Source organism: Moorena sp. SIO3I6 (assembly GCF_010672095.1).
Map to the genome: position 1 here is coordinate 1 of NZ_JAAHHU010001026.1, position 1777 is coordinate 1777.

Here is a 1777-nt window from a genome sequence, read left to right on the forward strand (position 1 = left end):
TTCTGTAGTAGAAATTCCCAGTACTTCTTAGCCATTGTCGATATCTATGACCCAAAGACCTGCTAATGGACTTGATTGCTTTTCCAATTAGCTTACACTTTAAGTCGAGTATTTTGCTTATCCCCACCCTCGGGATTTGTCAACCACCGGATTCGACAGAGTGACTGACATCTACTCCGTTTAAGGGGATAAGAAAGCGATAGCACAAAATTTTCACTTAAGATGTGCTTGTTGATACTAAATTTAGGGATAATCTTAAGGATTCAGCTATCAGTTATCAGCTATCAGTTATCAGCTATCAGTTATCAGCTATCAGTTATCAGCCGAAGGCTTGTAGCCATGCTACGGGAATGGCTCAGGGCTGACGACTGACCGCTGACCGCTGAATGCTGACCTTAAGGATTCTTCTAAGCCTCAGAGATCGCCTGCCTAAGGCGTTGCTGATTCGAAAGCTAGAATTTACCAATTCATAAGTTCATCTATTACAGTGCGAATACGATAAGTGTTCCGGTCACAAGGATTCATACAAATAACATCTACCCTGACATAATCACCTTTGGGAGCACATACAAGATTAAAAATAACGTTATTTCCTCTTTTAAAGCGCCATGGGTGAAATTCAGTTTTTTCGATTTCTCCTCCATTGACAAGAATATTCATTTTTTCTATACCTTTCTTGTTACAGCTTGTCTCACTCCCACTACTAACGGCATGCCAACCTGTACTACCTCCATTTGCGCTTATTGCATTAGCTAATCCTTGGTTTAGGGTCATACTTACAATAGTTGCAACAGATAAAATGCTTAATTTCTTTAACATCGTGATTCCTTATTATGTCTTGTTAAATAATTTTATAACATCTTATTTTTATTGATTATTCTTAATAATCAATAAAAATAAGATGTTTTTTGAAAACTTAAAATTACTTAATATTTATTGTGTATAAATTTCAGGCATTGCTGAATTAAAATAGATAATAGCGTTTTCAAACGAGTTGTAAAATTATAGATTGTCGAAAAAGACAAGAAGCAAGAGGCAAAAAGCAACAGGGAAAAGAGCTCCAGAGTTTTATAGCAAACTCAAAAAAGACCTTTTAAGTTTACATCTCAAATACAAATGCTATAAAACCGTAGGGGGTAAATCTCAATGCATGCTGTTTGATCCGGTGGGTGGAATAGGCATCTTGCCCGTGGGTGGAACGGGCATCTTGCCCGTGGGTGGAACGGGGCGGGTTGTCTCAACCCTGGCTACGAGGCGGAAAATGAAGGCTCCCCTAACACACCCTACTGGGCTAATCTTAAGGATTGTTCTAAGTCTCAGAGATGGCCTGTCTGAAGTGCCTAATCGCTTCAACTTTGGAAGCCATCATCAGACACCGAGACAATAAGTCAATATCCAAATCTGGCAAGACTTCACTCTGGGAAATTTTTTCGTAACCATCAGAGCGCAAGTGATACAAAGCAAATACACCATCCTCCCAAAACCAAACTTCGGGTACTCCTAATGCTTGGTAACGATTTAGCTTGCTCTGGTTGCCACTGGTAAAGACAACTTCAATAGAGAGGTCTGCAATCACTCCTGAGGATCTACCAATTAGGTAAGATTGGTCTGCTTGTGCAGATGCTTCCCCTTCCTTCTCTTGGGTAAAGCCTCAGTACAGGACAAAAAAGTTGAAAAGAAGAACAGGATGGGGTTTCATCAGAATTGAGGATAGCCATCAGAAACCCCATGAACCAAGAAGCGCGAATTAAAGAAAGCTCTCCAACCCCATTTGGGA

At 40.1% G+C, this 1777-nt stretch carries 3 protein-coding genes; all 3 read right to left on the reverse strand.

The features are described 5' to 3' along the window. Window positions 1-459 precede the first annotated feature (459 nt). Window positions 460-819 carry a hypothetical protein gene (locus F6K49_RS45680; RefSeq protein ID WP_293108882.1) on the reverse strand — a complete coding sequence of 120 codons (360 nt, stop codon included), beginning with the start codon at window positions 817-819 and terminating at the stop codon, window positions 460-462. 490 nt (window positions 820-1309) lie between these two features. Beyond that, window positions 1310-1576 carry a hypothetical protein gene (locus F6K49_RS45685; RefSeq protein WP_366514327.1) on the reverse strand — a complete coding sequence of 89 codons (267 nt, stop codon included), beginning with the start codon at window positions 1574-1576 and terminating at the stop codon, window positions 1310-1312. Between the two features lie 10 nt (window positions 1577-1586). Continuing rightward, a partial coding sequence (locus tag F6K49_RS45690) for a hypothetical protein (RefSeq protein WP_293108885.1) occupies window positions 1587-1777 on the reverse strand: 191 nt, incomplete at its 5' end.